Genomic DNA, 22,488 nt, shown 5'->3' with positions numbered 1-22,488 from the left:
CATTGGTTTTACTTCTTGTTTCCGAAAAACAGGGTAATGTAGCCTGAGGTGAAAAAGCTACGGTTACCGTCAGTGCGATTACCACCAGCGACTGTGTTCGGGATAATTACGATCTTGTTAGGAAACGCTTCCGCCAGAAAACCTATTTCAAGACCTGTTGTGTTGGTTCGGAATGCACTAAGTTCAAAGCTGAGCGCTGCCTTTACGTTCAGCCCAAGGGTAAATTTGGACTCGTCGATACCCTGGAAGAAATTGCCTTTTCCGGTTACATTTTCACCGGTGGGCGTTGTGGAACCATTCACCTGCGAAGCCGGAACCTGCCGGGTGGTGTTGCCAAACGATACTTCGAGGTAATACGGCTTTATAATTCCCAGCGAAGGTCCACCCGCCAGAATACCACTGACCGAGATACCGTCGTCGGCATCTCGCTGGAATAATTTGACCTCCCGGCCATACTGAGGGCGCAGAACAAAGAGGTAGTTTTCTTTGCCGTCAATGAACCGTGACCCAAACGAACTAATGGACGACTGAATCTCCTTGGGGTGTCTCACATTCACCAGTTCAACGCTCAGATAGCGGTACTGAGGCATTCCCAGTAAAGTGCCGGACAGAAGTTTAGACTGCCGAAACGAAAACCCACCGATAATGCCGGAATTGGTACTCGTGGTGACACCAAACGTCGTTATGGTGCGGTAATCTTCGTCCTCTGAGTCAGTCGATTGTGCGTAGGAGACCTGCGCCAGCGGCAGCAGACAGCTCAGTACAATCCCAGCCAGTATGTATAGTGTTCTCATTTTTTATAAAATCATGAATTAAAGCTAATCAATTTACCAGTCTTCACAAAATCGTGCCGCACTATTAGCGTAACCAATTGATAATTTATATGTTTGACGGTAAAGTCAGTCAGTTAGTCAGTTAACCAGTCAGTGAGTAGCTGACCGCACCGGCGGACCGGCGTACTTTACTGATCAACTCATCAACTGTCCAACTGACTATCTGTTTTTATGGCAACCATTCATATCGACTACCTCGGCGGATTACGCACGGACTGCGCCCATCTGCAATCCGGCACCCACATCAACACCGACGCTCCCACCGACAATCAGGGCCGGGGCGAGGCCTTCTCCCCTACCGACTTAGTGGCCAACGCGCTCGGTACGTGCATTATTACGACGATGGCGATTTTTGCCCAGCGCGACGGCATTGATTTGACGGGCAGCGCACTCGACGTCACAAAAGTTATGACCAGCCAGCCGCCCCGTCGCATCGCCCGCATCGAAATCGACCTTACGCTTCGCGCCAATCCCCTGCCCGACGATGACACCCGCGCCCGCCTGGAGAACATAGCCCATACCTGCCCCGTGGCCATCAGTCTGCACCCCGACGTGGAGCAGGCGGTGAGCATTCGGTGGGAAGCGGGGGTTTTAGTATAGGTCGAGAAAGTAGTAAAAGCAGTTGTCCAGATTCGATTCCCTCGAATCGATCAACGCTGAAACAGAGCAAACAATCCTTTCTTCGCCTTTAAGCGCACCACCTGCCCGGAATTTTTGGCGTTGAATTTTTCCACAATGTCGAGTTCGTACTGCCGGAAAAATTCTGGGTCGAAGTTGGCTTGCGGCAGGTGTTCCAGCACGTGTTGAATCGATTTTTCGTCCGTAATCCACTGCTGCCAAACGGCCTGCCGCTGCCGGATGCCGAGGGTGTTCATGCCCGTAACGGCCTGATTGTCGGCCCGGTAGTTGATGCGTAGGGCAATTTTTCCGGTCGGGTGCTCCCAGTAAAACGTCTGCTCGGACTCGTCTTTGGGTAGAAAGGCCGCTACATTTCCGTACGTCTGATACTCAATATCGAAGAACTTGGCCGAGTTAAAAAAAACGCCCGGCTGATACGCGTTTTTTTTACCAGTAATCGTCTGCGCCACAGTTTCGCCCATCATCTGGCCAGCGTACCAGATTTGTTCCAGCGGTTTGCGTCCCGGCGGGGGTGTTCGGTGCTGAACACAGTCGCCGATAGCGTAGACACCGGGGAGGTTCGTTTCCAGCCGTTCATTCACCAATATGCCCCGGTCGGTTTCCAGAGCCGTGTTTTTGAGGAAATCAATAGCAGGACTAACGCCAACAGCAATACCAACAAACTGCGCAGGAATCGTTTCTCCGCTTTTCAATACCAACGCCCCAACGCGACCACTGCCATCATCCTGAATTTCGGCCAGTTCAGTCTCAGTGCGTAAGTCAACGTGGTGTTCGCGGATGTGGCGCGTTACTAAGGCCGACTCTTCGGCGGGCAATACGCTGCTCCAGAAGCTTTTCTCGCGTACCAGAAACGTGACGTGGATACCCCGCGACAGCAGCATTTCACACAACTCAATCCCAATCAGTCCGCCCCCCACGACCACCGCCTGCCGGATGCCTTTCGTGTCGGCTTCCATCCGGTCGAGGTCGGGCTTGCCGTAAAGTCCCTGTACTCCCCGCAACGCCTGACCTGGCCAACCAAAGAAGTTAGGCTTGGAACCAACCGCGAGAATAAGTACGTCGTATTGAAGCGTTTGGGTGTCGCCGTATTTAAGCGTTTTGTGGTCAAAGTCGATTTCCGTCACCTGCGTTCGTAGCAGCTCGATCCGGTTTTTTTGCCAGAACCAGTCTTCGTAGGGCTTCGTATGGTGAAACTCCAAGTGGCCCATATACACGTACATCAGCGCGGTACGGGAGAAAAAATGGTCGGTTTCGGACGAAATAACCGTAATCCGGTCGTCGCTCAGTTTGCGAATTTCGCGGGCGGCTGTAATACCGGCAATGCCGTTGCCGAGAATGACAATGTGACGCATAAGAAACGTAAATAGATTATCAAAGTACGGCAATAGATGGCAGTCGGTTAGTCGGGTCGCCGACAGAATACCATAAAAAAAGCCGATTCCCATAAGGATCGGCCACAAACCTGCCTGGGTCGAAGTAAGATCTATCTAATTTCGTTTCTCGCGGGTCATCGACATCGACGCCCCCGTGCCGCGCCGGGCCTGCATTTTCTGCAAGCGAGCCGCGTCCTGCTGCGACACAATCTGTAAGGCCGAATACTCAGTCTTGCCCGTAATGAGCGGGAAGCCTGCCACCCGCTGGGCCGATGAACAGTGAACGCATGTTTTAGCCGTTGGCAGCGCTTTCAAACGCGCTTCAGGAATTGAGTTACCACATCTTACACAGTACATAACGTTGCTTGGTTGCTTATCTAAAAAACACCAATACGCGCTGGAAAGTGCCTTTTTGCGTATTTTAATCCTCCCAAACGATTACTTCCTCGCGCCCGAACCACGGCTCGTACTGCGTTTGGTAGCGGGCGTCGATCACGTTGCGTTTCATTTTCATGGTCGGCGTCATCAGGTTGTTTTCTACCGTCCAGGGTTCTTTCATCACGATCAATTTACGGACGCGCTCGTAGTTGTGAACGCGCTCGTTGAGGGTATCGAGCGTCTGCTGAAGTCCCTGCGCTACGGTTTGCCGGTCGGCCTGACGGGCGGCTTCCGATAGGACGATCAGCGCAATCGGCTGGGGAAGCTGCTGACCCGTTACGCACACCTGCTCGATGTGGTTGTTTTCGGCAAAGCCAAACTCGATCTGCGACGGAGCAATGTACTCGCCTTTGGGGCTTTTGTACATTTCCTTCACGCGGCCCGTGATGCGCAGAAACCCCTCGCTGTCTACCTCGCCCACGTCGCCGGTGTAGAGCCAGCCGTCTTTTATCGTTGCCGCCGTCAGGGCCGGTTCGCGGTAATAGCCGAGCATGTTCCAGCGAGATTTGGTTTGTACTTCGCCCGTTTGCGGATCGGTGCGGACGGCCATACCGTCATTAATCCGCCCAACGGTGCCGTCCTTGATTTTGTCGGCGGGCATCATCGACACCGCGCCGAGGTTTTCCGTCATACCGTAGGCTTCCTGAATAACGATGCCCAGACGCCGAAACCACTGAATCAAGGAAATGGGCATGGGCGCGGCTCCGGTGATGATGACTTTAGCGTCGTTGAGACCCAGCCCCTGCCGGATTTTACGCTTTACAATGCCCGACAGAATGGGAATTCGCAGCATTGTGTCTAATTTCTTCTGCGGCATTTTTGCCAGAATGCCCATCTGAAATTTCGTCCAGATGCGCGGCACCGCCAGAAAGTGCGTAGGGCGGGCTACGGCTAAGTTTTTGGCGAACGTTTCCAGCGATTCGGCGAAGTAAATGGTTCCCCCTGTGGCCACACCCGTGGCTTCGACCACGTTGCGTTCGGCGATGTGGCAGAGTGGCAGGTAAGAGAAAAAACGTGTTTCGGCGATATCGTAGCGCATTTGCTCCTGTGTTTTGCCCATCACTTCGGCCACCGAGTCGTACGTTATCATGACGCCTTTAGGATTACCCGTGGTGCCCGACGTGTAAATGATCGTGAACAAATCGTTCAGGTCCGGCAACGGATTTCCGGTCATGGGCGCGTAATTAGCCAGTACGTCGTCCCACTGAACAGCATCGGCATCAACGGAGGGAAAACCAGGTGCATAAGACGGAAAAGCAATCTTGTGTACGTCCGTCGGCACCCCCGACTTCACACCGTCCCAGCCATCTAATTTTCCCACAAACAGCGCCCGGCATTCACTGTGCTCCAGCACCTGCCGAAGCTGTGGTCCGGTGAGCGTTGGGTAAAACGGCACCGACACATGGCCGCTCATCAGAATGGCCAGGTCGGCAATGAGCCAGTGGGCGCAGTTTTTGGATACTAAGCCGACATTGCTTTTCGGCGGCAACCCAATTGAGTTGAGATAGGTAGCCAGAATGCGGGCCTGACGACCCACTTCAGCCCAGGTGAAATCGACAAACGCGTCGCCGATGGGCTGGCGCAGAAAAATCCTGGCAGGCTGTGACTGTTCCCACTTATAAAAACAGCCAATGAGCGTGTCTACCTGCTGATCGGTACGGACGAGCGTTTCCATCAATTAGTCAATTTATTCCGTGAAATCTTATAAATTGATTTAAGACGAAAGTTCGGCTGAAATACTCGTAATGAAGCACACAAAGCCGAAAACTCACCCTTTTTTCCGGGTTCTTCGCCACCGCTTATAATCGGCAGTGAAGCTGTCGAGAAAGAACGACGGACCGGCCGAGATGTATAAGCCGGAATAATTGATCTGACTGGCGGGAATGTCTTTTTTGAGAACGAAGCGGTAGCCAGTCAGTACGCTGAAGCCGAACCAATGAAACGGCCGAAACCGGCGCAGTTTGGGAAACTGATACAACGCCTGCGCACCAACCCCGGCAGGCAGAAAAAATCCCCTCGCTATTTCGTTTTCGAGCGATTGGTCATTTTTGCGTTCGTAGCGCGAGTGGCCATACCCCACCTCAATTGGCAAACTGATCTGAATTGCTCCTTTGCGAAACAAATAAGGCTCAAAAAAAGCAGTTGCAATGCGCAGGCGACGCGTAATGGCTTCCGATGTACCCGGCAATAAGCCCGGCTGGGTTAGGGTCTGATTAACGAAATAAAAACCGACTCCTGCTTTGAAGGCGGCCGACCTCCCTTCAGAATCAACCTTGCGTGGGTGCCGGGACGGGAACAGTAATCCCGCCCGAAGTCCGTAGACAGGCACCGGAATACGGCGTCCATCAGCGTTACGCGTGTCGTTGAAAAAGAAAAAACGCTGGTCGGTAGAACCCGTGACAGTGGGTGACTTGGAACGGGCGGTGCCGACCGAATCGGGCGATGTGTTCGTTGCGGGAGACGGGTAAGCGGACTTTTCGACGGATATGTTAGTTTGAGCTGACGCAAGTGAACCAACGCCCGCCCAGATTACGCTGAGCAGCAGTACATGCCAAAACCAGTTCCCGTTTACCATAGTAGTAATGAACTTATAACCCGTAAACTGCCCGATGGTTAATCAGGGCGGTCGGTCACTAATTTTTGAGTAACTTTCTACTGAACAACTGGTTGCCTGGTATCACCCAACTCATGCAGCATTATGGCAACTAAATCAGAGGGATCGTCAACGACGACCGCCAAAAAGAAAAGCAGCAAGAACGACAATTATGACAAACCCGACCTGCGCGAAAAGCTCAAGGAGGAAATCAAAGCGGGCGACAAAGGAGGCAAACCCGGCCAGTGGAGTGCCCGCAAAGCGCAGTTGCTAACTCATGAGTACGAAGCAGCCGGGGGTGGCTACCTCAGCAACGAACGGACCGAGTCGCAGCAGCATTTACAAGAATGGACCGATCAGGATTGGCGAACTGAAGACGGCAAGCCAGCGGACAAAGGTGACAAAACAGCCCGTTATTTACCCACTGAGGCCTGGGAAAAATTGACACCGGCGCAGCGCAAAGCCACCAACGCCAAAAAACTGAAAGGTTCTGAAGAAGGAAAAAGCCGCGTTCCTAACACGAAGAAAGCCAAAGAAGCCCATAAAGAGGTGAGTGAGTAGAGAAGTTTGTAGTTTGTGCGGGCGCAGGGGTTTCTGGCTCCCTACCAGCAGCGAGCGTATTGGGGCTGGGTCGGCACGGTCATGCTGGTCGACTATGAAACCTCGCCCGTTGGCCCCTACCAGGAATTGCTATTCGTTCCGGGCCTGTTTCGATTTGGCGATACGACCAGTTTCTCTATCGCCAAAATATACGTGTCGACCCGCGCCAGCGTCTGGAACGGTCGTCAGAATTGGGGAATCCCAAAGGAACTGGCCCACTTTTCGTTCGTGCTGAATTCCGACGGCAGCCGGACGATTTCGGTGCGATGGGGAGTCACTCCTCTCGTTGCGGGCTACTCCCTGGGGCCCTCGCTTCCCAATCACGACCAAACTCGTGCCCGGCTTTCGCGTGGCGCAGGAACCATTAACGGCCAATGGTTTCGCTCCTGAACCGGCGGGCGGTTTGCTGCTGACCCGCCCGTCGGCGGCTGGTTCGGCCCGGCTGACTTCCCTTTCCCAACTGCACATGAATCCGGCTTTATTTCCTGATCTTAAACAGGTGAAACCGCTGATCGTGTTGACGGTCGAAAACTTCGGGATGACGTTTCCTTCACCCCAGCCCTGCTAACGGCCGGCCGACCTTCCCCGCCCGGTGCAACTCCGATTGGGCGTAAATCCGGCAGCTTAACCAAAAGTTACATAAGTAGAACATCGTTGAACGCGTGCTTTGTGGGACATTGTTATACTGCTATATCTTGTTCCCAAAACCATACTCTGTCTACACCGTCGAGGAATTTGCCCTCGATGACCTGTTTGTTCGTTGGGTGCAGCACCCCAGCGACGAGGAGGTAGCCGCGTATTGGCAAGGCTGGCTCAGTAACAACCCGCACTGTGTCGAAACCGTCGAAGCAGCTCGCGAACTGGTACACACGGCATCGCTGCCCACCAGCACCTCGCTGTCTACCGGCGACGTATCGTCGGTATGGGGGCGCATCCGGGAGTCGCTCCGAACGATGGAAGATGTCCGGCCGCTGCAACCCGATGTGCGGGCGGTGGTGGGCTGGTGGTATTTTCTGCGTACAGTGGCCGCCACATTTGGACTGATTCTGCTCGTTGGCTGGGCTGTGTGGATGCAATACGGTCCTGGCCAATCCATTCAAACCATCCGAACCAGCCTGGGCGAAACCCGTACCATCCGCCTACCCGACAACTCCGCCGTTACCTTACACGCCAATAGTTCGTTGCGCTACGCCCGGCGGTGGTCCGACGAATCGCCGAGGGCCGTCTGGCTACAGGGTGAGGCCGATTTTTCGGTCGTTCACCGGACCGACACATCGTCAGCGCGGCTGTTCCGGGTGCATACCAGCGATCTTACTGTCGAAGCCGTGGGCACGGCTTTCCGGGTGCGCCAACGGCCCGAGTGCACCCATGTTGCCCTAACATCGGGAAAGATAAACTTACTACTGAATCAACAGAAGCCCATTCGGCTCCAGCCCGGCGACTCGGTGGAGGTAACCGCCGGATTTGTACAAACTTTACCTTAATCAATATCCATTTAACGCTGTACCTGTAATGCATAAAACTAATACCAAATCAACGCGGCCGTGGCTTCCTTTACTTAGCCTGACCGCCCTAACGCTGCTGGCGCAACCTGCGCTGAGCGCTTCGCCCACGCCCCAGTTGGCCACCGAAAACCCCGCTCAGGAACGGACCGTGAGCGGCCGGATTCTTTCCAGCGACGACAACGCGGCTCTGCCCGGCGTTAACGTGGCCGTAAAAGGTACAACGCGCGGTACCACTACTGATGCCAATGGCGACTACCGCATTGCCGTTCCGAATAATCAGGCTGTGCTCGTTTTTTCGTCCGTCGGATTCGTTTCTCAGGAAGCAACCGTTGGCAACCGGTCGAGTGTTAACTTGACTTTAGCGGCTGACGACCGGTCGCTGAACGAAGTCGTCGTCGTCGGCTATGGTACGCAGAAAAAGAGTCAGACGACCGGTGCCATCTCGTCGGTAAGCGCTAAGGAGATTGCTGAACTGCCCATTACCAACGCCCGGCAGGCCTTGCAGGGCCGGGCCGCCGGGGTCGACGTGATCCAGAACGGCAGCAAGCCCGGCGCGGGGGTAACGGTCAGGATTCGTGCCCGCCGGTCCATCAACGCCAGCAACGATCCCCTGTACGTACTCGACGGAATTCCATTAGCGGGTAACATCGACGACGTAAACCCGAATGACATCGCCGGTATTGAAATTCTGAAAGATGCTTCAGCCACCGCTATTTACGGGTCGCGGGGAGCCAACGGGGTCGTTATTGTTACAACCAAGCGGGGTAAAGCGGGCAACACGGTCGTAGCCTATGATGGTTATTACGGCACGTCAAGCCCACTCAGCCTGATCGACGTGATGGATGGTCCGCAGTTCGCCGAATACAAACGCGAGTCGCGCCGGGCTTTGGGTACGGGCGTAGGCGGCTACAAGGATGCCAACGGGGCTGCGGTCCCAAGCGGCCAGACGAATGCATTCGCCGATAACGCCCTGTTCGAGGCTGTTGAAAAAGATGCTATTGCGCAGGGCCGCTCGACGGATTACCAATCGTTTCTTCTGCGGACGGGGCGCATTCAAAGCCACAACGTATCGGTGCTGGGTGGCTCCGAGAAAACGCAGTTTGGCCTGTCGGTCGGCTATTTTAACGAAGTGGGCATTATTAAAAACCAGGACTTCAGCCGTTTCAACTTCCGGCTGGCTATTGACCACCAGATCAACAAGAAACTTCGCGTGGGGTTGACCTCCCTGAGCGCCTACGGCCTGCAAAACGGAGAAAACTTTAACCCCTACGGCGGTGCGCTTCAGGAGAACCCGCTGGGTCGACCTTTCGACGACAATGGCAACCTGATCTTTTTACCCACTCCCGACGGGTTACGGACGAATCCGGCGGCTGAAGTAGTACCGGGTGCTCAAATTGACTTAGTCAAGCGCATTCGGACCTTTAACAGTCTTTACGCCGAGTGGAACATCATTGACGGGCTAAAATACCGGGTCAATTTTGGCCCTGACTTTACCAATCGGCGCATCGGGCGCTTCACGGGTAGCCAGACCAACGCCCGGCGCGGGGGCGACCCAACGGGCTTCACCGGCTACGAGTACCAGTTTAACTACACGCTGGAGAACATCCTGAGTTACCAGAAGTCGTTCGGCGGGGTGCACAACCTGAACGTAACGGCCCTGCACTCGTTTCAGCGCGACGACGTAGAGGGAGGTAGTATCAACGTGACGGGAATTCCGGCCGAAACCCAGCAGTATTTCAACCTCGGCCAGGCAACCATCATTAGTGGCATTAATACTGGTCTGACCCAGTGGACGCTCAACTCGTACATGGGCCGCGTTAACTACGATTACAACGACAAATACCTGCTGACCGTGACGGGCCGCTACGACGGGTCGAGCCGGTTCGGAGCCAACACCAAGTACGGCTTCTTCCCGTCGGCGGCTGTAGGCTGGAACATCAGCAACGAACCATTTATGAAGGGCAGCACCTGGGTCGATTTGCTGAAACTGCGTGCCAGTTACGGCTCCACGGGTAACACGGCCATCAACCCCTACCAGACCCAGACCCTGCTCACCCGCACGACCTACGCCTTTAATGCTACGCCCGCTTACGGCTACCGGCCCAACAGCATCGGCAACGCAGATCTGAAGTGGGAAACGACCACAACCGGAAACATTGGCGTGGACTTCAGCCTGTACCGGGGTCGGGTGTCGGGTTCAATCGAAGCCTACCGGGCCAACACCCGCGACCTACTGCTGTCGGACCAGCTACCATTTACGAGTGGCTACGGTTCGGTACTGCGTAACGTAGGAAAGACCCGCACCGAAGGATTGGAGTTAACCCTCTCGACGGTAAACGTCAAATCGCCGTCGGGTTTCAAGTGGACCACCGACCTCCAGTGGGCACGCAACCGCGAAGCCATCATTGAACTTTTCAATGGTAGAGTCGACGATATTGGCAATGCCCGCTTCATTGGTCAGCCGCTAACGGCTTATTTCGATTACAAGAAAATCGGCATCTGGCAGTCGAACGAAGAAACGCAGGCCGCCAGTTTCGGGCGCAAGGTTGGTGAGATAAAAGTTGAAGACAACAACGGCCGAGCCGCCGACGGCGCACTAACGGGCCAACCCGACGGCAAAATCAACGCCGATGACCGTGTCATTATCGGATCGCAGGTGCCGGAGTTCTCCGCCGGGATGACCAACCGCTTCAGCTACAAAGGGTTTGACCTGTCGTTCTTCCTGTTTGCCCGCGTAGGCAGCACCATTCGGAGCGGGTTCCACACGGCGTTCAACTCGCTGGCGGGTCGCTATAACAACTTAGACATTGACTACTGGACGCCCAACAACCCGACTAACGAATTCCCACGCCCCAATCAGAGCCAGGAGTTTCCGGTATTTCAGTCTACGTTACAGTACTACAGCGGTACCTTCCTGAAAGTGCGGAACATCAACCTCGGCTACAACGTCCCGGCAGCACTCACTCAGAAACTCCGCATGAGCAGCCTGCGGGTCTTTGCCTCGGCCCAGAACCCGTTCAACTTCTCGGAGTACCGTTCCAAATACAAGGGCATTGACAACGAGTCGTTCGATACGGTCAACGAGGCTCAATCGCCGTCCGTTAAGCAATTTACCGTCGGTATTAACGCTAAATTTTAAGAATCTGATCGTCCATGAAAAAGACATATTTATTTGTTGGAGCGCTTACCACCGGCTTGCTGCTCGGTACAACCGCTTGCAAAGACGTCCTTGTTGAAGTTCCCATCTCGCAGGTTGGGGCGCAGTACATCAACACTGCCGCCGGGTTTGAAGCTGCGGGCCGCGCGGCCTACTCGACCCTGCGCGATTTTTACGGCCGCGAAATTGGCATGAACCTGACTGTTTTCGGCACGGACACCTACACAATGGGTGCCGATGGGGCTTACAAGTTCATGAACCAGTACCTCTCGCAGTTCGACGGGCGGGTAGACATTCTGCGCGATCTCTGGAACAACTTCTACGTCGGCATCAACACGATGAACATCGTCATCGACAACAGCACCGTTGTAACGGGTCTGGATGCTGCATTAGTGAAGCGCCGGGTAGCTGAGATGAAGTTTTTGCGGGCGCACCACTATTTCGTGCTGGTACAAACGTTCGGGGGCGTGGCGCTGCTCACGAAAGGTAATCTGGCCCCCACGAAGGAGTTTTCGCGGGCCTCGGTCAAAGACATCTACGCCCAGATTACGAGCGACCTCGAAGCGGCCATTCCAGATTTGGCTACCCCAACGTCGGACTACGGCCGGGCCACGAAGGGAGCCGCCGAACACCTGCTGGCACGGGTGTACCTAACCAAAGGTACCTCGGAAGCTGCTGCCTCCGACGACTTCACCAAAGCGGCTACGTATGCCAACAACGTGATCAAAAATTACAACTACGCGTTGCTACCTGACTTTGCCAACGTGTTTGCTCAGGGCGGTGGAGAAATCAACAGCGAAGTAATTTTCTCGACCCAGTACACGTCTGACGCACTCACCGCTATTGGAGGAGCCGGGGGTAACCCGGTTCAGGGCAACGGGAATCCAAACAACGTACAGGGTAACCAAACGCACCTGTACTATGGGATGGAGTATGATACGCAGGCGGGTATGCAGCGCGACACGCAAAATGGTCGGCCTTTTAAGCGGTATCGCCCCACGACCTACATGCTCGAAACGGTGTTTGCTCCGGCCAACCGGGTGAACGATTCACGCTACAAAAAGACGTTTAAGGATACCTGGCTCAGCAACCGGCCCGGCACCTTTACGACACCCATTTTCGACGACTCGAAAACGACGCTGACGTTTGCCTCCGGCGACACCACCATTTTCATTCCGGGCTTCGAGATGACGAAAGCTGAGCGGGCCAGACGCAAGTATCAGGTGTTGGTACCGAGCAACTACCGGCCTAACCTGTTCCCGACGCTTCAGAAGTTTCTGGACCCGCTCCGCCCCGACCGGACCTACGAAGCGGGCAGCCGCGACTTCCTGATGTTTCGCTTAGCCGAAACGTACCTGATTCTGGGCGAAGCGCAGTTTAAATCAGGCAAGCTACAGGAAGCCGCCGATGCCTTCAACGTCGTGCGTCGGCGGGCCGCCTGGCCGGGTCGGCAGAGCCAGATGGAGATAACGCCCGCGCAGATCAACATCGACTTTATTCTCGATGAGCGCGACCGCGAACTGGCAGGCGAAATGTTCCGTTGGTTCGACCTCAAGCGCACGGGTAAGCTCATTGAGCGGGTCAAAGCTAACAATACCGATGCCGCAGCGAACATCAAGGACTTCCATGTCTTACGGCCCATTCCGCAGGATCAGATCGACCGCACCGCCAATGGCGCAACGACCTTCCCGCAGAATCCGGGTTATTAATTGGGAGGTGAACAGTTTACAAAGTGCCGGGCACATCAGTCCGGCACTTTATTTTTGCCAAAGTAGAATTGAGTCGTCTTGTTCTTATACTACCGGTTCTCAAACAGAAACGCCATTTTTCACCATCAGTAACCGCTGCCTCAGCTTATACTGATTATTCCTGCCTAACCCTCATGCACGAGACTGTAAACAGACGACAGTTTCTCCAAACGACCGCACTTTCGGCTCTGGCAATCACCGCCGGAGCCGATCGGTTGTTGGCCGGATTAAGCAAGAAATCCGGGCTTAGAATTGCGTATTCAGCCATTACCTGGGGCGGCAACGACGCCCAGGCCATCACCGACCTGGCGGCTCTCGGCTACCGGGGCATTCAACTGCGGGCGAACACCTTTGGGCCATACCGGGCCAAACCCTCTGAACTCAAAGCCTTGCTCGACCAAAACAAGCTGACATTAGCCATGTTTTCGAGCGGCAACGTTGAAATTGACCTGGCTAAAGAGCAGAGCACCATCGACCAGCACGTGGCCCACGCCAGTTTTGTGAAAGCGCTCGGCGGTTCGGCTATTCAACTGACCAACTCGGCCCGGCCCAAAGACCGTCTCCCCACAACTGAAGAACTAAAGCGATTAGCAACAGTCATGAATGAGATCGGCAGGCAAACGGCCGACCTGGGCGTTCAGGCAACTTATCACAACCACATGCACCAACTCGGCGAAACGCCCGAAGAGGTCGATGTGATTGTGCAGGCGATGAATCCCAAATTCATGAAGCTGGAGCTTGATATTGCTCACTACAAACAAGGTGGAGGTCAGCCCGAAAAAGCGGTGAAGCAGTACAAAGACATTATCTATGCACTCCACCTGAAGGATACGATGTCGCCCCTACCCGATAAGCCCGGCGATCCCCAAGCCTACAAATTCGTGGAACTCGGCCGGGGGAATGTGGACGTACCAGCGGTGTTCAGGGCGCTGGACGACATCAGTTTTAAAGGCTGGGGAATTATTGAGCTGGATGGCGTGCCAGAGACAGACAAGACGGCGGCTCAGTGCGCGCAGATTAACAAGGATTATATCACTAAAACGCTTAAATTTCCGCTGTAAATCAGTGCTTTTTCGTTTCTAATCTTACACAAAGCACCCAATTTTTCAACGTATGAAACAACCACTCATCATCTGTCTTTTAACACTGGGCTTGATGGCGGCTGAGAAACCGCAGTCCCCCAATACGCTCACAGTCAAAGAAAAGAAAGACGGTTGGAAACTGCTTTTCGATGGCAAAACAACCACCGGCTGGCGTGGGGCTTATACCGATAAGTTTCCCAACAAAGGCTGGACCGTTCAGGACGGAATGCTCAGCATTCAGCAGTCCAACGGCTCGGAATCCCAAAGTTTCGGCGACATTGTAACCGACGCTGAATACAGTGATTTCGACCTGATGTTCGATTTCAAACTAACCGAAGGAGCCAACAGTGGCGTCAAATACTTCGTCGTTGAGCATCAGCCAAAACCCAAAGGATCAGCGTTCGGGCTGGAGTTTCAGGTGCTGGACGATGACAAACACCCCGACGCCAAACTCGGCCGCAATGGCAACCGCACCGTTGGTTCGCTCTACGACCTGATTCCGGCAAATAGCAAAAAGGCCAATCCAATCGGCGAGTGGAACACGGGCCGGGTCGTGTCGAAGGGAATGCACGTTGACCATTATTTGAACGGCAAAAAAGTAGTCGAGTACGAACGGGGCAGTTCAGCTTTCCGCGAGGCTGTGGCCATGAGCAAGTATAAAGCACCCGATTACAATGCCAACGGCCGGTTTGGGGAAGCTCCCAAAGGTCATATCCTGTTGCAGGACCACGGCAATCAGGTGTCGTATCGGAATATCAAAATAAAGCCGTTGGACCAGTCTGCCAATACGGCTGGACAGTAGCCATTTATAACCATTTTTGTCTATTTATTATTCAGTATAAAACGCCTGACTTATATGGAAAATCGTCGTGAGTTTATAAAAAAATCAGCGCTTGCCGGTTTGGGCATGAGCTTCTCGGCGGGCAGCTACGCCCGCATCCTTGGCTCGAATGAGCGGGTCCGGGTTGGTATTATCGGCTTCTCCGACCGGTTTCGGCAGTCGCTGGCTCCCGCCTTCATGGCCCACGCCAAAGATCAGAATTTTGCCTTCGTTGGCGTATCCGACATCTGGAGCCGTCGGCGGGATGAAGCCGAGTCTTACCTGAAAGGCAAAAGCTGGAACGACAGCGCCTTTTTCAAAGCCCGCAACAACGACGAATTGCTTGACCGTAAAGACGTCGACGCCGTCATCATCAGCACCGCCGACTTCCAGCACGCGATTCACTGTGCAGATGCCGTTGAATCGGGCCGGGACGTGTATTGCGAAAAGCCCTTTGCCGAATCGCTGGAAGATGCCCGCAAGGCGCTGAAAGCCGTTGAGAAAAGCAAAAAAATTGTGCAGATCGGCTCGCAGCGCCGGTCAGCGCCCAACTACCATGCGGCCAATGAGTTCATCCGCTCGGGTAAGTTCGGCGACATTTCAATGGTTGAAATGACCTGGAACGTCAACCAGCCCGGTCGCTGGCGTCGTCCGAAATTAGTGTCCGAAATTCGTAAGGAAGACACCGACTGGGCACGTTATCAGATGAACCGCCCGAAAGTGGAGTGGGACCCGCGCAAGTACTTAGAGTTCCGGCTTTTCTACCCCTATTCGTCGGGTATTCCCGGTCAGTGGATGTCGCACCAGATTGACACGGTCCACTGGTTCAGCGGCTTCGATCACCCACGCAGCGTGGTGGCCAATGGTGGAGTGTATGTCTGGAAAGATGGCCGCAGCAATGCCGATACGTTTACGGCTGTTTTCGATTACGGCCCGGACAATGACAAAAACAAAGGTTTCCAGGTAACCTACCATTCCCGGATGCACAACGAAGCCGGTGGCACGAAGGAATATTACTACTCGAATGGGGGCATGATTAACTTAGACACCAACCAGATTTCGTCGGAAGGTGGTTTGCAAGCCAAATATGCCAAGGAGATGAATATGGAAGCCAACATGCTATCGAGCCTGCAGTTGGAGAAGGGAGCACCCGTGGAAACGTCGGCTAATACGGGGGCTGATGACATGACGTCGCGCCACATGAAAAACTGGATGGAGTGCGTTCGCAGCCGCAAAGAGCCGAACGCGCCCGCCCGCGTCGGATTCAATCACTCCGTCGCCAACGTCATGGCCACCATGGCCCTACAGACCGGCAAGCGCGTGACGTGGGATTCCACGAAGCAGGATGTGGTGATGAGTTAATTGAATGATGAATGATGAATGATGAATGATGAATGATGAATGATTATGCAAAAAACATTCATCATTTATCATTCATCATTGTTTTATAAGCCCCGCCCCGATCTGGCAGCTCAGGCACTTTTTGACGGAGCAAAACTCGTTATAGAGTTCGATAGACGCCTGCGAATCGAAGGCGGTGCGGACGCCCAGCCCCAGCGCATTCCAGCCGTTGGTCAGGCGGTTTTTCTCGGCGGGTAGCTGCTCCAGTAATGCGATGGCCCGGTCAATGTAGCCCGGCTCTCCCCGATGGTGTGCGTAAGCCGCCAACAACGGCACCACGGTGTTGATGATAATGTTCTGAGCGGAGTTTTCGCCCAGCGAGGGCACCGTCGCTTCGGTCGCTTTGCCGAACCGGTAGTGCGACTGCCAGTAGTCGGACGGTGTTACTTGCAGTGACTTCAGCAGCGTATCGGCATCGTTGCTCCCTACAAACAGCGAAAACAGGCTGGCATGTCTGGTTACCAATCGAGCGAGTTGAGCCAGTCGTAACGTCGGGAAGTTGGCGGGCCGAAGCCGCCCCCATTTCCAGGCGTGAGCCGTCACCTGTTTATCTGAAAGCTGATACTTAACCGACAAAAAGCGGTACTCCCGTTGCAGCGCAACCGCATACTCGTCCGCCATTCCGGGCCGGGGTTCGTCGATGGTATCGAGCAGCCCCGCCGTACCAAACAGCATGGCCTCGGCCTGTAGCAGCACGTCGCGGTGTTTGAGCATGGCTTTCAGCGGCAGTTCCCGGCTAAGCTGCGCCATCGGTTCGGCGTTGATCTTGAAGCCCATGTTCACCGTCAGCAGCCGGTACGCTGTTTCCTCCCAGTCTCCGCCCGTTGTCTGGAACACCGCCTGCACCCCGGCCGCCTTGCGCTCTAACCGTTGCAGCATCGCTTTGTCGAGCATAGACGTTAGCCGCAGCGGCTGCACCGACCGGAACTGCCCGGCGCAAGGAATAGCGTCAGGAGAGTCACTCAGTAAGGCGTAGCGGTCGATAAGTGCGGCATCGGTCAGGGCGTTTAGTTCGATGGTGGGCAGTGGTGTACCATTCGCCCGGTCAACCCGGCGACCTGTTGTAGCGCGGTCGTCCTGCCAGACCACGTGCAGAATAACATTGTCGTAGGCGCGGTCGTGCTGATGACGATGTGCCAGCCAGTCCGACGTTTTGGTATGCATCTCTACGGTTCCACCCCATTCCACGTCTTTGATGAGCAGGCGGGCGTTGAAAAAATCCGGCCCGGCGTCATGGTTTCGGAAACCGGGGTGCAGCACCTGAATGGAATCGCCGTCGGTGGTGATCAGGTTATGCCTGGTGAAATACTGGTATTGCCAGAGAAAATAAAGAAAGGCTTCGGACATGAGGGACGGTGGGCGGGAACAAGGCATCAAGTATCCGAAATAAACTGGCCAATGTCAATTGGTTACGGAGCCAGATGGCTAAAAGGGTTAGGTTTTCCCAACTTTCCGCTTTACCAGTAAACGTAATACTGCATATCATGAAAAAATACATCCTTTTGGAAGTCATACTGTTCGCCTGGCTGTGCGTGGGCATCGCCGTTCGCTCCTCACCATCAGCCGACGGCTGGGTTAGTATTTTCGATGGCAAAACGCTGAATGGCTGGAAAGCCGCCGAAAACCCCAGTACGTTCAGTGTGCAGGATGGGGCCATTGTCGTGTTCGGGCCACGGGCGCACCTGTTCTACGACGGACCCGTCAACAACCATATGTTCAGGAATTTCGAGTGGAAAGCGCAGGTCAAAACCATGCCCGGTGCTAACTCCGGCATGTTTATTCACACAACCTACCAGGACACCGGGTGGCCCAGCAAAGGCTACGAAATTCAGGTGAACCAAACCCACACCGACTGGCGTAAAACGGGCAGCGTTTACGCCTTACAGGACGTAAAGGAGACGTTCGTTAAAGATGATGAGTGGTACACCGAGCAGATTAGCGTGCAGGGCAAGAAGGTGACCATTCGGATCAACGACAAGATTATCAATGAATACATGGAACCGGACAGCATCAGCCGGGGCACCAGCGGCAAGAAGCTCAGCATGGGCACCATTGCCCTGCAGGGTCACGACCCCAAAAGCAAGGTTCTCTTCAAAGATATTATGGTAAGGGTGCTGCCGGATTGATGGCAGGTGCCGGAGGAACGGGAAGAAGGGGGCGAGAGGGAGGAATGGGAACGTAATAACGTTCTTCTTCCTCCCTCTCGTCCCCTTCTTCCCGTTCCTCCCTCTTACCGAAACCGCTGAATGCTGAAGTCGCGGTCGTTGCCATTCTGACCGATCCGGGCGTTGAGCGTGTAAATCTGGTTGTTCACGGCTACGCTGGTCGTTGCGCCCGTGTAAACATCCGTATCAAATTTCACAATTGATGCCGTCTGGAAGTTGTTCGTGCTACGCACCTGAGCTACCCGGCTGCCCCCTGTCACGACGTAGAGATCACCGTTGAGCAGTGACAGGCCATCGCCGGGCAACGAAACGTTACCCATTATCATTATCTCTGAGACCGCGTTGCCGTTCTGTAAGTCGACCTTGTAGAGTTTCCCCTGACCGGTGTTAGCCACGATGAGGTAATTATTGGGGTGATACAGGATACCGTTCAGGCCAAAGCCAGGATTACCAAATCTGGCGTTATCCCGCAGCAGAATGCTGGCTGTCCCGTCGGGGGCGACCTTATAAATCACGGGTGAAAACGAATCCGTTACGTAAGCGGTGCCATCCGGGGCCAGGGTCACGTCATTAGCAAAGTTCGGATCATCCGCCGGTAGCAGAGCGTCTAAATCGGTCCGACGTACCAATTGACGGGTGTTGAGATTAAAAACCAACAGTTCGGCCGTCTGACGGGTAGTTGCCGGGGTGCTTCGGATCGACCGTCCCTGATCGCTGTTGCAGACAAACACGAGATCACCAGCCACCTTCATGCCAATACCGGCAATCAGTTCGGGGGCCGTCAGCAGGTCGGCATAGCGACCGTCCGTATCGACCGTACCGATTTTCCCCAGCGGAATTGAGGTCACCAGAAACTTGGCCAACTGCGACGAGTAGGCAATTCCTTCCGGGTACAGGCGCTCGGCCACAAAGTTGATCCGCTCCGGAAACGGGGCATTGGGACTGGCGCGGTGATCTTCGCAGGCGGCCAGCCAGCAGGCCGCTGCCACCAGCAGCGCACCTGACATCCATGATTTTTTCATTGGGTAATCGTTGTGCATGATTGTGAATGTTAATCGGTTATGGGCGTTAGCTACGTCCCAACAGATAAGGGTTACTTACGCCGTTTTGTTTTGGTTTTTTAGGCCCCGGCCCGCCTTCAGCAACAAACTATTTGGGACAGGGGTAGTTTCTATTGTATCAACTTTCACCCTACTGAGTACGATCATGAAACATTTCACAACGCTGACGGAAGCCATGGAAGACCTGCGCGAACGCGGCTACACCGTTGACTTCTCCCCGGCTAAAGAATATTTGAAAGCCACAACCAACGATAACATCAAGCTAAAAAGTGATGAGTTTAACGTAGACGAATTTCATCGGTTCGAAGGTACTTCCGACCCCGGTGATGAGATGACGCTGTATGCCATCAGCGCCACCAATGGCATGAAAGGCGTGTTCGTTTCGGCACAGGGCACTTACGCTAACGAAGTATCGCCCGAGTTAATGGCCAAATTAAACGTGACCCATCCCAACGTCAATACGGAAGGAGCTGTTCAACCAATAAACCCCACTGCCGCCAGCCAATAAGCGATTTTACTGACATATGCAAGAAAAGAACCCGGAACATGCTAAATTTTTCGGGTTTTTCACTATCTTTGCGGCCTTTACACTAAAACGAGTCGTTCTTTTTCGTACTGATACCATCATGAAGTTATCCGAATTCAAGTTTGATTTGCCCGAAAGTCTCATTGCCAAACACCCGGTGGAGCGGGGAGAATCACGGTTGATGGTCGTTGACCGGAAAACCAAAACGATTGAACATAAGCAGTTTTCGGATATGCTCGGCTATTTCAATGATGGCGATGTGATGGTGATTAACAACACGAAAGTGTTTCCGGCCCGCCTTTACGGCAACAAAGAAAAAACCGGCGCTAAAATTGAAGTGTTTCTGCTGCGCGAACTGAATCGTGACATGAAATTGTGGGATGTGCTGGTGGACCCCGCCCGCAAAATTCGCGTGGGTAACAAATTATATTTTGGCGACAGTGACTTGGTAGCCGAAGTAATCGACAACACCACCTCGCGGGGCCGCACGATCCGGTTTTTGTTCGATGGCAACCACGACGAGTTCATGAAAACGGTGGACGAACTGGGTGAAACGCCCCTCCCCCGCGAGATTCAGCGCGAAACCGAATCCAGCGACCGCGACGATTATCAGACCGTTTTTGCACAGCACGTTGGCGCTGTAGCCGCTCCCACGGCCGGTATGCACTTTACGCGCTCCATGATGAAGCGCATGGAAATTAAAGGAATCCATTTCGCTCCCGTTACGCTGCACGTTGGTTTGGGCACGTTCCGGCAGGTGGACGTTGAGGATTTGACCAAGCACAAAACTGATTCGGAAAATTACCGCATTCCCGAAGAGTCGGCTCAGATTGTGAATACCGCCCTCGATGCGGGCAAACGGGTTTGCGCCATCGGCACCACGTCGCTCAAAGCCATCGAATCGTCGGTGTCGGCCAACAGCCGGTTGAAGCCGGTTGAAGGCTGGACGGATCGGTTCATTTTCCCGCCTTACGAATTCAAGATTGCCAACTCATTGCTGACGAGCCTGCACTTGCCGGAGTCGATCCTGATTATGATGACGAGCGCGTTTGGCGGTCACGAACTCATCAAAGAAGCGTATCAGGTAGCCATCAAAGAGAAATACCGCTTTTTCGGCTACGGCGACGCGATGCTGATTATTTGAAAAGAGTTGACCAGTTCATAAGTTGGTGAGTTAATCAGTATTTTTGAGGGGCCATCTGGCCCCTTTTTTTGACTCATCAACTGACCAACTTGTCAACTGACCCACTGTTTGCCATCATCGTTGCCGGGGGAAGTGGCAACCGAATGAAGTCCGACGTGCCGAAGCAATTTCTGCTGCTCAATGGTAAACCCATTGTTCAGCACACGCTGGAGCAATTCCTGAGCGTTACGCCCACGCCCCAACTGATTCTGGTGTTGCCCGCCCGCGACCGGACCACTTGGGAAACCCTCAGTCAACAACACGGCTTTCATCAAACCATTCAGATTGTCGATGGTGGGGCTACCCGATTTCAATCCGTACGCAATGGGTTACGGGCCATTTCCAGCCCGGACGGATTCGTCGCTGTACACGATGGCGTCCGACCATTTGTTTCACCGAAGATCATTCAAAATAGCTACGAAACGGCGGCCCGCACCGGATCGGCGGTGACATGTGTGCGGGTGAAAGATTCCGTACGGCAGATTGACCCGGATGGTAGCAGCATGGCCCTTGACCGAAATGCGCTCCGACTTATTCAAACGCCCCAAACCTTTGAGTTAAGCCGGTTTCGGCAGGCGTTTGAAACCGACGAGCAACCGTTTTTCACCGACTGTGCCAGTGTCCTGGAACACGCTGGTTTCCCGATAACGCTCATCGACGGTTCCTACGAAAACATCAAGATTACAACACCGGAGGATCTGAGGTAGCCAATACAACCACCGTATCCAGCAACGCTTCCAAATATTCATCCGTAGGAGCAAGCCGGTTCATGAGCGACACGCGACTGTGTGGGTATGTACTTTGTTATGTGTCCTTCTTTAAAGAGTAAACATCTCTATCATTTGTATAAAAACATGACTGCTGTCATGTTTTTGAATGATTAATCTCATAGAAGAATTGTGTCAGCCTAAATAGCTTTGCCAAACGATTCATTTAAACGTGTAATGAACAACACGTTGACAAGTAACAACTCGAACGACATTCCTCTTTTTGACTATCTCCTAAATTTAATGCAGTTAAATCCATGAACGTACCGCTAAAGAACGTTAAAAACGATATTGACAAACGGACTGGAGAAACCTTTATTATTTACATTCAGCAAGTGAGCAAACTGTATCAGTTACCAGCTTCGCTCGAAAGGCGAATGCAGGCTTTGGCTAAGTCTATGATTCCCTGATTAGCCCATTGAGCATGTTACGTTTACTGCCGTAACTGAAATCCGTTAGATAAAAAAACGGATTAGACGAGCCCAGGCAGCACGTAAATGTCGACGAAGTTCCTTCAGCCATTGCTGCCTACCAGTTGATTCATCCGTTGGTGAAGGCTTTGCGAGCGACTCTGCCTCAAACTGGTTTCTATACTGT

The 22,488-nt window shown here is 53.7% G+C and carries 21 protein-coding genes; 14 read left to right on the top strand and 7 right to left on the bottom strand.

The features are described 5' to 3' along the window. Positions 1-8: 8 nt before the first annotated feature. Positions 9-794, bottom strand: coding sequence for a hypothetical protein (locus tag ACYVHB_RS00655; RefSeq protein ID WP_461048640.1), 786 nt, complete (start codon positions 792-794; stop codon positions 9-11). Positions 795-1,004: 210 nt separating this feature from the next. On the opposite strand from ACYVHB_RS00655, the gene ACYVHB_RS00650 reads away from it, so the two are divergent. After that, positions 1,005-1,433: an OsmC family protein gene (locus ACYVHB_RS00650; protein WP_461048638.1), complete on the top strand. Its 429-nt coding sequence runs from the start codon at positions 1,005-1,007 to the stop codon at positions 1,431-1,433. Positions 1,434-1,483: 50 nt separating this feature from the next. Here the strand turns inward: ACYVHB_RS00650 and ACYVHB_RS00645 are convergent, their stop codons facing one another. The 4 genes from ACYVHB_RS00645 to ACYVHB_RS00630 all read right to left on the bottom strand — a co-directional run bounded on the left by ACYVHB_RS00645 (position 1,484) and on the right by ACYVHB_RS00630 (position 5,858). Beyond that, on the bottom strand, positions 1,484-2,824 hold the full coding sequence (locus ACYVHB_RS00645) for an NAD(P)/FAD-dependent oxidoreductase (protein WP_461048636.1): 1,341 nt from the start codon (positions 2,822-2,824) through the stop codon (positions 1,484-1,486). A gap of 135 nt (positions 2,825-2,959) precedes the next feature. Further along, entirely contained in the window at positions 2,960-3,202 is a 243-nt protein-coding gene (locus ACYVHB_RS00640; protein WP_461048634.1) for a TraR/DksA family transcriptional regulator, read from the bottom strand. Positions 3,203-3,266: 64 nt separating this feature from the next. Continuing rightward, positions 3,267-4,958, bottom strand: coding sequence for an AMP-binding protein (locus ACYVHB_RS00635; RefSeq protein ID WP_461048632.1), 1,692 nt, complete (start codon positions 4,956-4,958; stop codon positions 3,267-3,269). A gap of 93 nt (positions 4,959-5,051) precedes the next feature. Beyond that, positions 5,052-5,858 carry a hypothetical protein gene (locus ACYVHB_RS00630; protein WP_461048630.1) on the bottom strand — a complete coding sequence of 269 codons (807 nt, stop codon included), beginning with the start codon at positions 5,856-5,858 and terminating at the stop codon, positions 5,052-5,054. A gap of 123 nt (positions 5,859-5,981) precedes the next feature. Between ACYVHB_RS00630 and ACYVHB_RS00625 the strand changes: the two genes are divergently transcribed. The 9 genes from ACYVHB_RS00625 (at position 5,982) to ACYVHB_RS00585 (ending at position 16,150) form a co-directional block, all read left to right on the top strand. After that, on the top strand, positions 5,982-6,437 hold the full coding sequence (locus ACYVHB_RS00625) for a hypothetical protein (RefSeq protein WP_461048629.1): 456 nt from the start codon (positions 5,982-5,984) through the stop codon (positions 6,435-6,437). A gap of 15 nt (positions 6,438-6,452) precedes the next feature. Then, a complete protein-coding gene (locus tag ACYVHB_RS00620; RefSeq protein ID WP_461048627.1) occupies positions 6,453-6,866 on the top strand; it encodes an acetoacetate decarboxylase family protein in 414 nt (137 codons plus the stop codon). Then, positions 6,811-7,044, top strand: a complete 234-nt coding sequence (locus ACYVHB_RS00615; protein ID WP_461048625.1) for a hypothetical protein — start codon at positions 6,811-6,813, stop codon at positions 7,042-7,044. Before ACYVHB_RS00620 ends, ACYVHB_RS00615 begins: the two co-directional genes overlap by 56 nt. A 127-nt stretch (positions 7,045-7,171) precedes the next feature. Next, the gene (locus ACYVHB_RS00610) at positions 7,172-7,960 is read left to right on the top strand and encodes a FecR family protein (RefSeq protein WP_461048623.1); all 789 of its coding nucleotides are present in this window, start codon (positions 7,172-7,174) and stop codon (positions 7,958-7,960) included. Between the two features lie 28 nt (positions 7,961-7,988). After that, complete coding sequence (locus ACYVHB_RS00605) at positions 7,989-11,120, top strand: SusC/RagA family TonB-linked outer membrane protein (protein WP_461048621.1); 3,132 nt, start codon at positions 7,989-7,991, stop codon at positions 11,118-11,120. A gap of 14 nt (positions 11,121-11,134) precedes the next feature. Further along, positions 11,135-12,847, top strand: coding sequence for a RagB/SusD family nutrient uptake outer membrane protein (locus ACYVHB_RS00600; RefSeq protein WP_461048619.1), 1,713 nt, complete (start codon positions 11,135-11,137; stop codon positions 12,845-12,847). A 173-nt stretch (positions 12,848-13,020) separates the two neighbouring features. Beyond that, on the top strand, positions 13,021-13,947 hold the full coding sequence (locus ACYVHB_RS00595; RefSeq protein WP_461048617.1) for a sugar phosphate isomerase/epimerase family protein: 927 nt from the start codon (positions 13,021-13,023) through the stop codon (positions 13,945-13,947). Between the two features lie 52 nt (positions 13,948-13,999). Continuing rightward, positions 14,000-14,770, top strand: a complete 771-nt coding sequence (locus ACYVHB_RS00590) for a 3-keto-disaccharide hydrolase (protein ID WP_461048615.1) — start codon at positions 14,000-14,002, stop codon at positions 14,768-14,770. Between the two features lie 54 nt (positions 14,771-14,824). Continuing rightward, a complete protein-coding gene (locus ACYVHB_RS00585) occupies positions 14,825-16,150 on the top strand; it encodes a Gfo/Idh/MocA family protein (RefSeq protein ID WP_461048613.1) in 1,326 nt (441 codons plus the stop codon). A gap of 75 nt (positions 16,151-16,225) precedes the next feature. On the opposite strand, the gene ACYVHB_RS00580 is transcribed toward ACYVHB_RS00585, so the two are convergent. Continuing rightward, positions 16,226-17,536, bottom strand: a complete 1,311-nt coding sequence (locus ACYVHB_RS00580; protein WP_461048611.1) for a DUF2851 family protein — start codon at positions 17,534-17,536, stop codon at positions 16,226-16,228. A 137-nt stretch (positions 17,537-17,673) separates the two neighbouring features. On the opposite strand from ACYVHB_RS00580, the gene ACYVHB_RS00575 reads away from it, so the two are divergent. Next, positions 17,674-18,315, top strand: a complete 642-nt coding sequence (locus ACYVHB_RS00575) for a 3-keto-disaccharide hydrolase (RefSeq protein WP_461048610.1) — start codon at positions 17,674-17,676, stop codon at positions 18,313-18,315. 104 nt (positions 18,316-18,419) lie between these two features. Here the strand turns inward: ACYVHB_RS00575 and ACYVHB_RS00570 are convergent, their stop codons facing one another. After that, positions 18,420-19,376, bottom strand: coding sequence for a gluconolaconase (locus tag ACYVHB_RS00570; RefSeq protein WP_461048608.1), 957 nt, complete (start codon positions 19,374-19,376; stop codon positions 18,420-18,422). 184 nt (positions 19,377-19,560) lie between these two features. On the opposite strand from ACYVHB_RS00570, the gene ACYVHB_RS00565 reads away from it, so the two are divergent. The 3 genes from ACYVHB_RS00565 to ACYVHB_RS00555 all read left to right on the top strand — a co-directional run bounded on the left by ACYVHB_RS00565 (position 19,561) and on the right by ACYVHB_RS00555 (position 21,831). Continuing rightward, complete coding sequence (locus ACYVHB_RS00565) at positions 19,561-19,923, top strand: hypothetical protein (RefSeq protein WP_461048606.1); 363 nt, start codon at positions 19,561-19,563, stop codon at positions 19,921-19,923. A 118-nt stretch (positions 19,924-20,041) separates the two neighbouring features. Beyond that, positions 20,042-21,085, top strand: a complete 1,044-nt coding sequence (gene queA / locus ACYVHB_RS00560; protein ID WP_461048604.1) for a tRNA preQ1(34) S-adenosylmethionine ribosyltransferase-isomerase QueA — start codon at positions 20,042-20,044, stop codon at positions 21,083-21,085. A 68-nt stretch (positions 21,086-21,153) separates the two neighbouring features. Beyond that, complete coding sequence (locus ACYVHB_RS00555; RefSeq protein ID WP_461048602.1) at positions 21,154-21,831, top strand: 2-C-methyl-D-erythritol 4-phosphate cytidylyltransferase; 678 nt, start codon at positions 21,154-21,156, stop codon at positions 21,829-21,831. Positions 21,832-22,488 lie beyond the last annotated feature (657 nt).

This window comes from Spirosoma arcticum, assembly GCF_054779955.1.
Note: the sequence above shows the minus strand (reverse complement) of the source record. Positions and strands in the feature narration are given on the sequence as shown.

Coding starts and splice junctions, on each gene's coding strand:
- ACYVHB_RS00655 (WP_461048640.1), bottom strand. CDS start 794: ATGAGAACACTATACATACTGGCTGGGATTGTACTGAGCTGTCTGCTG.
- ACYVHB_RS00640 (WP_461048634.1), bottom strand. CDS start 3,202: ATGTACTGTGTAAGATGTGGTAACTCAATTCCTGAAGCGCGTTTGAAA.
- ACYVHB_RS00635 (WP_461048632.1), bottom strand. CDS start 4,958: ATGGAAACGCTCGTCCGTACCGATCAGCAGGTAGACACGCTCATTGGC.
- ACYVHB_RS00605 (WP_461048621.1), top strand. CDS start 7,989: ATGCATAAAACTAATACCAAATCAACGCGGCCGTGGCTTCCTTTACTT.
- ACYVHB_RS00645 (WP_461048636.1), bottom strand. CDS start 2,824: ATGCGTCACATTGTCATTCTCGGCAACGGCATTGCCGGTATTACAGCC.
- ACYVHB_RS00585 (WP_461048613.1), top strand. CDS start 14,825: ATGGAAAATCGTCGTGAGTTTATAAAAAAATCAGCGCTTGCCGGTTTG.
- ACYVHB_RS00565 (WP_461048606.1), top strand. CDS start 19,561: ATGAAACATTTCACAACGCTGACGGAAGCCATGGAAGACCTGCGCGAA.
- ACYVHB_RS00600 (WP_461048619.1), top strand. CDS start 11,135: ATGAAAAAGACATATTTATTTGTTGGAGCGCTTACCACCGGCTTGCTG.
- ACYVHB_RS00595 (WP_461048617.1), top strand. CDS start 13,021: ATGCACGAGACTGTAAACAGACGACAGTTTCTCCAAACGACCGCACTT.
- ACYVHB_RS00575 (WP_461048610.1), top strand. CDS start 17,674: ATGAAAAAATACATCCTTTTGGAAGTCATACTGTTCGCCTGGCTGTGC.
- ACYVHB_RS00570 (WP_461048608.1), bottom strand. CDS start 19,376: ATGAAAAAATCATGGATGTCAGGTGCGCTGCTGGTGGCAGCGGCCTGC.
- queA (WP_461048604.1), top strand. CDS start 20,042: ATGAAGTTATCCGAATTCAAGTTTGATTTGCCCGAAAGTCTCATTGCC.
- ACYVHB_RS00650 (WP_461048638.1), top strand. CDS start 1,005: ATGGCAACCATTCATATCGACTACCTCGGCGGATTACGCACGGACTGC.
- ACYVHB_RS00630 (WP_461048630.1), bottom strand. CDS start 5,858: ATGGTAAACGGGAACTGGTTTTGGCATGTACTGCTGCTCAGCGTAATC.
- ACYVHB_RS00590 (WP_461048615.1), top strand. CDS start 14,000: ATGAAACAACCACTCATCATCTGTCTTTTAACACTGGGCTTGATGGCG.
- ACYVHB_RS00580 (WP_461048611.1), bottom strand. CDS start 17,536: ATGTCCGAAGCCTTTCTTTATTTTCTCTGGCAATACCAGTATTTCACC.
- ACYVHB_RS00625 (WP_461048629.1), top strand. CDS start 5,982: ATGGCAACTAAATCAGAGGGATCGTCAACGACGACCGCCAAAAAGAAA.